This window comes from Vibrio sp. SG41-7, assembly GCF_014164465.1.
Lineage (GTDB): Bacteria > Pseudomonadota > Gammaproteobacteria > Enterobacterales > Vibrionaceae > Vibrio > Vibrio splendidus.
Map to the genome: position 1 here is coordinate 1 of NZ_JACJFF010000166.1, position 8,222 is coordinate 8,222.

The following is an 8,222-nucleotide window of genomic DNA, read 5'->3' on the forward strand; positions in this document are numbered from 1 at the left end:
CGCAACAACGGATTAACTATCGTCCGAAAAAGTGTTTGGGGTTCAAGCAGCCAGCTGTCCTATTTAAAGAAATGATGTCGGCTGCTTGAAAATTAAGAGTGTCGCAGTTCGGAGTTGAATTCGGGTACTAGCGGGAAATACAGCTCCAACATGTCAACAAACTAGCTAGTTTCGCCTAACCGACCAGTTAATTAAATTGGAAATAAAGAACTAATAAAACAAAAAGATTAAGGGAATTAAGTCATTCTGAACTAGGTTTGGGCAGTGCCGGAGCGAACCTTAATTCGAGTCCAGTAATTTACTTTTCCCAATACCTAGAACTAGATATAAATAGCCCAACTTACTGACCTAATACATCGTCTACTATTCTTCTTTTTTATACCCATCAAGTAGCAACTTCATAATAGGTTCACTGTAGACATAGGCTAGGTGGGCGTTTTTATAGTTTACAATTGAAAACTTTTTAAAGAATGGAACGTAATATGTTTTATCAGCCGAAGGAGCAATAACATTTACATAGTCACCTTTTAGGTTACCCATTCTTTCGCTGTCTAATGGGTATGAAAGAAGGTCATTTGGGTCAGAGAATGCCACGAATCGTACTTTATCATTGCTCTTATCTATTGAATTGCTCAGGTAAGGCGAAATCGTTTCATAAGTTTGCGGGATTGCTTCAGGTTTATTTGTCACGTCAGATGTCGCAAGATCGATAAGAGGGACTTGGTTTGCCATCATGTAAACCATTTGAATTTTACCTTTTAAAAGGTCTTGTTCGCCACTTTGATTTAGACGTTCTAGTGAATCAATAAAAATGGAAGACCCTAAACTAAAAGTTACAATGATTACCTTATCTGCAGGGTTTGTTTCTTGGATCCGTTTATACTGATCAATAATCCTCTTCAACACTAAGTCTTTGTAGCTTCCAGTGTACATAAGTGCGTCCGCAAACCCATCATTAACTAATCCATATTTCGCTTGCTTGGTAATATCGAGCCTTTTCTCGTCGAAACTGCTCTGCTGGTCGATAGCATTCAACTGTAATTTTTGAAAGCTCGTTACGTCACTCCAATGCATTGACATTAAGTGAACCGTTTTATCATCGACATTGAAAGTATCAGAACAATGTAGATCAGGGTATTGGAAATCACCCGCTGACAAACCAAACTTTGCTCTTACGCTATTAATGACAGTGCATGGATCAATTGGTTTTTCATCATCAAGCTTCGCGTATCCACTCATACCATGGATAAAGAGTACATTGGTGTTCCCCTCTTTATTAATGATATCAACGATTCCATCAAAACTTCTGTCGTTACCACTTTGGTCTTCAATCACTGTATATGTGTTCTTACTACTGCAGGCACTAATAATAAGAACGAAAACAAGCATGACTAATTTAGTTTTCATATATCCTCCAAATGAACTTTAGTAATATTTACCACAGAGCAAATATCAATCGTCATCCAAGCTTTCTATGTAAGCTTTATTAATCTCGTCTACCATTGCCCCTTTTTGTTTTTTCAATGACTTAGCAAGTTGCCCAAGCAGTTTTGAGTTCGTCGATTCCACCATGGTAAATGTGTAGGTCAAAACATGTACACTCGGAGCATCAGTTGGAGCGCTCGGTGCTTGAAGCATGATTGGTTTAGATTGCTCAATAAATGTTAAAGGTTTGCCGTCGTCTTTTGACTTAAACTCCGCGACTACAATTGGGGTAGTCTGAGAAGTTTTTACTATTCCACCTTTGGAATAAATCGTTTTCCACTTTAGGCTTAAAGAAGCTGTAGCTTTTTTCCAACCTTTTGGTAGTGGTATTGTGTCACCATCACTTGATGTTGCTTGAATTCTTATTAGTGGAAGAGAGTTAGCATTATTGAATACAAGCTGGACTCCATGGGAAGTAGTACCATTATGAGTGACTGTTACTTTTTGTTCGCAATTGACATCTGCTAAACCACTGTTACTGACTCCTATAAAGGTACTATTTTTAAACATAACCTGTTGTTTTGCTGCATTTTCGAGTCTAGTTTGAATTTCATCGATCAGTAGTGTGGCTGCTGCATCAACAACGAAAGCAGTCAATGCGCCTGTTAATTTCTCACCATCCCCAGTGGCAAGTGGCACTATTACACACTCATTATTAAGAATTTCATTAGACAGAGAGAGTTCTTTATCTTTACTCTCAGAAAGAATTGTTGGCGAAGTACAGCCCGTCATTACAACGAGTACGGTAGCGCAAGCTATAATCTTTAACATATAGAACCCCTCTTGCATATCAACTGTACGAATAATAGTCAAGGACAGTAATTCTTCCTCGAAGTAATAATAAAATGAGATGTTAGTTCCAATAAAAAGACCTCACAATACGAAAGGCCTTAGTTTTTCAATCAGCAACTACAGCGCCCTACTTCACTGACTTGACCGCTTTCATCAACGTTGTGTTGAACTGCTCAGGTTGCTCTAGCATTGAGAAGTGGCCTGAACCTTCAATGTAGTAAATGCTGTAATCCTTGATGTGTTTCTTGTTCGCTTCTGAATCGGTTGGCCATAGACGAGCATTGACCAATATCACTGGCACGCTCACGTTCTCATACACGCGGTGGGCTTCGCCAGTCACGTATTGGCCTAGATAATGGCGGAACTGGTTTATCGCGATAGCTGGCTGTGCTGATGCCATGTCTTGTGTTACCCAGTAAAGTAAATCTGCGTCTACGTCTTTTGGTAACGAGTCTTTCACGAACGTAGTAATGCCCGCTTGAAAGTCTGCTTCAAAAGGTTTGGTCATTGCATCTAAGTCGCTTTGTGAAACGGCTAGTGCGACGTTTTGCGATGTGTCGGCACCAATAATGCCCTTCACCCTTTTCGGCATCATTTTAGCGGCTTCTGCAATAACACCACCCGCCATGGAATGGCCAACTAAGATGATGGATTCGAGTTGTTCTTTCTCGATGACGGCTTTGATGTCTTCAGCGAACGCAACCATGGTGTACTCTTCGCGGTTGAACGATGAGTTGCCGTGCCCTGCTAAGTCCATGGTGATCACTTGGTACTGCTTTGAAAACTCGCTCACTTGGTTTTGCCACAGCCTGCTGTCTAAGCTCCAACCGTGAATGAAGATCAGCGTCGTATCCCCACTCCCACTTTTGCCATACGCAATTTGCTCACCATCGTGAGATATCGCGATACCATACTTAACCATTGAATCATGAGCCATGGCATTAATGCTGCCAAGCGCCATGAATACCAAGAGTGTGATGTTTACAATTAAACGTTTCATAGTGTCTCTCTACTTACTTTGGAGGGAACACAGAAAGCGCCCCTCTCATTCAATGTAGACACTATAAAGTGTGAAGTTGTAGACTGTAGTGGCAAGGCTTTGTGTCTCAGCTAAATCACTTACGCATTGTTTAATGTAGAGCGCTCGCTCACCAATAGTTTCATAAGCCTTTACCCGATCATTTCTTTATAATGAACGTTGATTAACTACTAGATTGGACGGTCTCCTCCTGATTTGACGGCTATTCACTATGTAAACAACTCCTAGATTAAAATTAAGAAACGCTAACTAAAAAGTAAGGTAGACAATGTCACGCAAAAAATTTATGGAATCCTACGGCGCAACGAATCGAAATGCTCGTTATGGGTGGGCCTTTGTTAATCACGAAAAAAAGGAAGTGTATTTTGGTGCATGGGATGTCAATACAGACCGAGAAAGATCGTTGATTTTTTCTATGGACTGGGAGTTCAATAACGAAGGACGTAGGGTCAATGCATTTGGCGAAGCTCTTGAGTACATCAAGTTGGTGGAAAATGAACGTTATTCATTAAGAACATTTCCAATAATCTGGGATGAAGATAACGACAGTTATGTTGATACAGGCAGCGCCAAAATAAAAGAGTACATAGAAGAAGTGTCTGAGATGTCCCTTGAGGTCATTGGCGATGAGTACTATGCGATCGGTAACCATAAAGCAAAGTACTCAAAAATGCCTTTACCCAACGTAGCGCAAGACGTTAACGGTATATTCGGCAGTACTACCGATAAGACAGAACGTGAAAGCTTAGTTCTCTCTCGTATTGGGCAGGGACAATTTAGACAAAACGTTATCAACTCATGGGGAAATGGTGAGTGCTGTGCATTAACACTTACAAGTGTACGCGAGATTTTGATTGCATCTCACATAGTTCCTTGGTCCAAATGTGACAGTGATGAACAGAGACTTGATGGCGCAAATGGTATCCTACTTTGTGCTCATATTGATAAACTATTTGACGCTCACTTACTAACCTTCATCAAAAAAGGCTCGAAGTACATATCGCGGTTATCACCCAAACTAAATGTTTCTTTACTGAAAGGGTTAGGTATTCAAAGCGGAGAAGAACTTTGCGCTGAAGAACTAAGCGAAGTTCATCGTGATCGATTTGAAAAGTATTTAGAAGCACATAACAACGAGTTCAACTTCAAAATTTCGCAAACAAATTAAACTAACGCGACTCGACTACTTAACGTCTCGATACTCCAAAGGGATTCAACTAAACTTGTCGATGAGAACTTCGTAAAGAACAAAAAGGCCCCGCAATCGCGAGGCCTTAGTTTTTCTCTCGAACAGTTACAACTGCCCTCTTTCACTGACTTCACCGCTTTCATCAACGTTGCATTGATTAGTTCTAGTAGAACAAAGCCTCCCCCTCTAGATCCCCCTCAAATGGAGTAAAACGATCTCTTTAGATTAACGTTCGAGGGGGAGAACATTCTTTTTCGCTGGACATATAGCAGCACATGCAGCGACCGGTATTCAGTTCCTCCCCTTTCCCATAACCAAACAAGAGATTGGAGATGTAAACCAAGGGGAGGCTAGGAGGGGATTATCAGCCTATTCTTACGTGCATCTGCCCTAGTCGTTTCGGGAGCTGTACAGCACGTAAAAAAGCCTTCACTAACTTGATTTTGCCACAGCCTACTGTCTAAGCTCCAACCGTGAATGAAGATCAGCGTCGTATCCCCACTCCCACTTTCGCTATACGCAATTTGCTCACCATCGTGAGATATCGCAATACCGTAATTAACTTTTGAATCATGAGCCATGGCACTCACGCTACTAAGCGTCATGAATATCAAGAGTGTGATGTTTAGTATTAAACGTTTCATAGTGTCTCTCTACTTACTTTGGAGGGAACGCAGAAAGCGCCCCTCTCAATCAATATAGCCACTATAAAGTGTGAAGCTGTAGACGGGTCAAGGATGTTTTAACTAAGGGTTAACAATCTTTTGTTGCTTACTTTTAGTATTGATAACGAATATTGAGTCAATTCAAAATACTCAACCAATTGATATGATAATCTTTGTCTATGTTTGATTCTAGTGATGGAAGAACGATGTAATTTTAACTCCATCACTATTTATAAAAGGTTTTATCAATGCAATCTAGAGGTTCAGAGTGGCATCAGTGGGACTTGCATTTTCATACGCAATCTTCATACGATTATAAAGCTAAAACAGCAACTAACGCCGATATCATCGCCGAAATGAAGAAAAATGGTATATCAGTGTTTGCTATAACCGATCATCATGTGATCGATATAGAGCGTCTAAATGATTTACAATCATTAGGGAAAAGTGAAGGCATTACAGTACTACCAGGTATTGAGTTTTTATCTGATGCTAGGGGTAAGGAACCCATACATTTCATTGGCATATTTCCAGAAAATTGCGATATCAATAATGTATGGGGACAACTGCAATACAAGACTGATTTACATAAAATCAAATCTGAGCAATTAAAACACAATGAAGTATATTGCGACCTAATCGATACTATGAGGCTTGTGAAAAGCTTAGGTGGGATCACAACAATTCATGCTGGGGATAAAAGTGGGTCAGTGGAAAACATAACACATTCCCTACCACATAATAGCGCTCAGAAAACCGACATCGCACAAGAAGTGGATATATACGAACTTGGCAAGGAAAGTGACCAAGATGGTTATCGAAAATTTGTGTTTCCTCATATAAATCGAACAATACCTATGATCATATGTTCTGATAATCATCATATTGGTCACTACAAACGTAAGCAAAAGATGTGGATAAAGGGTACTCCAAATTTTGCTGGGCTAAAATACGCTTTAAACGAGCCAGAAAGTAGATTTTATATCGGTGACGAACCTCCAGTAATAGCCAGGGTTAGAGAAAATAGAACAAAGTATATAAAATCATTGAATATCTCTATGACTGGTAAACATGATGCGAAGAATAAATGGTTTGAGGATATTGATATCCCATTAAATAGTGAGTTGGTCACTATAATTGGACATAAAGGTAACGGTAAGAGTGCAATTTCTGACATCATTGCTATGTGCGCTGACTCAGAACATTCAGATGACTTTTTATTCCTACACAAAAACAAATTTAAAAAAAGAGGTCTCGCAGATAGATTTAGTGCGAAGTTAACCTTCGAGAGCGGTAAAACGTCGAGTGACAGACTTCTCACTCATGAGATAGATACTAATCAACAGCGACTAGTGCGTTACTTGCCTCAAAGTTATTTTGAAAAAGTTTGTAATGAAATAGGGAAAGTTGAAGCTTTTCGGGCTGAAGTAGAAAAAGTGGTTTTTCAATATGTTCCTTACCATAAACGTTTTGGACAACCCACTTTCAGCGAGCTAATCACATTTAAAAAAGAGGCAGTAAATAAACTTCTTCATCACCTTTTGGAAGAAGTTCGCTCTTTAAATGAAAAAATAATAAATCTTGAAGATTGGAGCAGTCCAAGCAAGGCAGAGAGTTTTATTAGTCAAAAAGCTATTGTTCAAGAGGAATTAAGAGTCCACATTACGACAAAACCTTTAGAAATTGCAGACCCGTCAAAAAAGAAGAAACCGAAGAAGTAAGAGAAAAGAAAGCAACTTTACAAAAGTTAATCGATAGTAAGGCTCGACTGGAAATACAATTCAATGAGCTAAATGAATCGATTAGCTCCCGTTCTCAACTTACAAGTCGCCTAGTGGGTTTCAATGCTGAATTAATATCAAAATTTGAAGATATTAATAAAATATTAGAAAAGGCCGATGATGAACTAAAACCTCTAGGAATCAAAATTTCAGAATTTATAGATTATAAATTTGATAAAGAATCTTTGGATAAAGAAATATCTGTTGTAGAGAATCAACTGGAATCTGATCTAAAAGAAATTGTTTTGCACGATGACTATCAGAAAGCGGATATCTCTACATTAAATATACAATCTAAAATAAAGCGCTATGAGCATGATATATCAATACTTGAATCACAGTTTACTGGAGAACAAAAAGTATACCAAGACTACCTACGTAATCTCGCAAATTGGCAAGTCCGCAAAGATGAGATCGAAGGTAGCTCTGATAAAAATGGAACATTAAATTATTACATAGCAGCTTTGAATTTTATTAGCGAAGATTTACCTGAAAAACTAAACGGTTTAAGAGAAGAGCGTTTAAGTAAAACACGGGAAATATTCAAGATTAAATCTGAGATAAAAGAGTTTTATGACGATATTAAATCTGAAATTGACCCAGTATTAAATGGGTCAGATGTTTCTGGATTAAATATTGTTAGCGCTTTTTATCCAGATAGTGACCTTGCAAAGAATATTCTTAGGAATATAAAGCAAAATCGTTCTGGCACTTTTTTTGGAGTTGATGAAGGTTCTAGAATACTAGATGAAGATCTAATTGGAGCTACGGATTGGGATGATGGTGAAAGTATCACATCTTTCCTTTGTAAACTGATCGATTATCTTGAGTGCGATCATCGAGAAAATAAGAAAGAAGCACCAATATTTATAGGAGATGTCACGAACAACCGAAAAGAACTCTACGATCTTATTTTTGGATTAGAGTATTTATCACCGCACTATGATTTAAGACAAAAGGGAAAAAGTTTAGACCAGTTATCCCCGGGAGAAAAAGGGGCTTTATTGCTAGTATTCTACCTGGTCCTAGATAAGGAAGACATTCCATTAATAATTGATCAGCCAGAAGATAACCTAGATAATAATAGCGTAGCTACGGTTTTAGTTCCTTATATCAGAGATGCTAAGTTAAATCGTCAAATTATAATGGTGCATATTTCGGAGCATTCCGATCAGTCATTTCGGGATTATCCGATCACCCATTTCCCCCCTGTGTCAGCATCGTTGTCGTTTAGATTTTTAAGGGGATAACTATGCCAGCTAATCCAGTTC

At 38.8% G+C, this 8,222-nt stretch carries 6 protein-coding genes and 1 pseudogene; 3 read left to right on the forward strand and 4 right to left on the reverse strand.

Going from position 1 to position 8,222, the window contains the following annotated elements; genetic code table 11:
* Window positions 1–363: 363 nt before the first annotated feature.
* The 3 genes from H5300_RS24255 to H5300_RS24265 form a co-directional block, all read right to left on the reverse strand.
* Window positions 364–1,407 (reverse strand): hypothetical protein, encoded by a 1,044-nt coding sequence (locus H5300_RS24255; protein WP_017091242.1) that lies wholly within the window; start codon window positions 1,405–1,407, stop codon window positions 364–366.
* A 45-nt stretch (window positions 1,408–1,452) separates the two neighbouring features.
* Entirely contained in the window at window positions 1,453–2,256 is an 804-nt protein-coding gene (locus H5300_RS24260; RefSeq protein WP_017091243.1) for a hypothetical protein, read from the reverse strand.
* Between the two features lie 148 nt (window positions 2,257–2,404).
* Window positions 2,405–3,277, reverse strand: coding sequence for an alpha/beta fold hydrolase (locus H5300_RS24265; protein WP_182797110.1), 873 nt, complete (start codon window positions 3,275–3,277; stop codon window positions 2,405–2,407).
* 307 nt (window positions 3,278–3,584) lie between these two features.
* On the opposite strand from H5300_RS24265, the gene H5300_RS24270 reads away from it, so the two are divergent.
* On the forward strand, window positions 3,585–4,484 hold the full coding sequence (locus H5300_RS24270) for an HNH endonuclease (protein WP_017085638.1): 900 nt from the start codon (window positions 3,585–3,587) through the stop codon (window positions 4,482–4,484).
* 449 nt (window positions 4,485–4,933) lie between these two features.
* Here the strand turns inward: H5300_RS24270 and H5300_RS24275 are convergent.
* A pseudogene (locus H5300_RS24275) lies at window positions 4,934–5,149 on the reverse strand (alpha/beta fold hydrolase); the annotation flags it as partial.
* A 269-nt stretch (window positions 5,150–5,418) separates the two neighbouring features.
* Between H5300_RS24275 and H5300_RS24280 the strand changes: the two are divergent.
* Together H5300_RS24280 and H5300_RS24285 are read left to right on the forward strand one after the other, a co-directional pair.
* Window positions 5,419–6,891 carry a PHP domain-containing protein gene (locus tag H5300_RS24280; RefSeq protein ID WP_182797112.1) on the forward strand — a complete coding sequence of 491 codons (1,473 nt, stop codon included), beginning with the start codon at window positions 5,419–5,421 and terminating at the stop codon, window positions 6,889–6,891.
* A 113-nt stretch (window positions 6,892–7,004) separates the two neighbouring features.
* A complete protein-coding gene (locus H5300_RS24285; RefSeq protein WP_182797113.1) occupies window positions 7,005–8,201 on the forward strand; it encodes a hypothetical protein in 1,197 nt (398 codons plus the stop codon).
* Window positions 8,202–8,222 lie beyond the last annotated feature (21 nt).

Bases quoted from the DNA above. Each gene is read 5' to 3' on its own strand.
- H5300_RS24255 (WP_017091242.1), bottom strand. From the start codon at position 1,407: ATGAAAACTAAATTAGTCATGCTTGTTTTCGTTCTTATTATTAGTGCC.
- H5300_RS24260 (WP_017091243.1), bottom strand. From the start codon at position 2,256: ATGTTAAAGATTATAGCTTGCGCTACCGTACTCGTTGTAATGACGGGC.
- H5300_RS24265 (WP_182797110.1), bottom strand. From the start codon at position 3,277: ATGAAACGTTTAATTGTAAACATCACACTCTTGGTATTCATGGCGCTT.
- H5300_RS24270 (WP_017085638.1), top strand. From the start codon at position 3,585: ATGTCACGCAAAAAATTTATGGAATCCTACGGCGCAACGAATCGAAAT.
- H5300_RS24280 (WP_182797112.1), top strand. From the start codon at position 5,419: ATGCAATCTAGAGGTTCAGAGTGGCATCAGTGGGACTTGCATTTTCAT.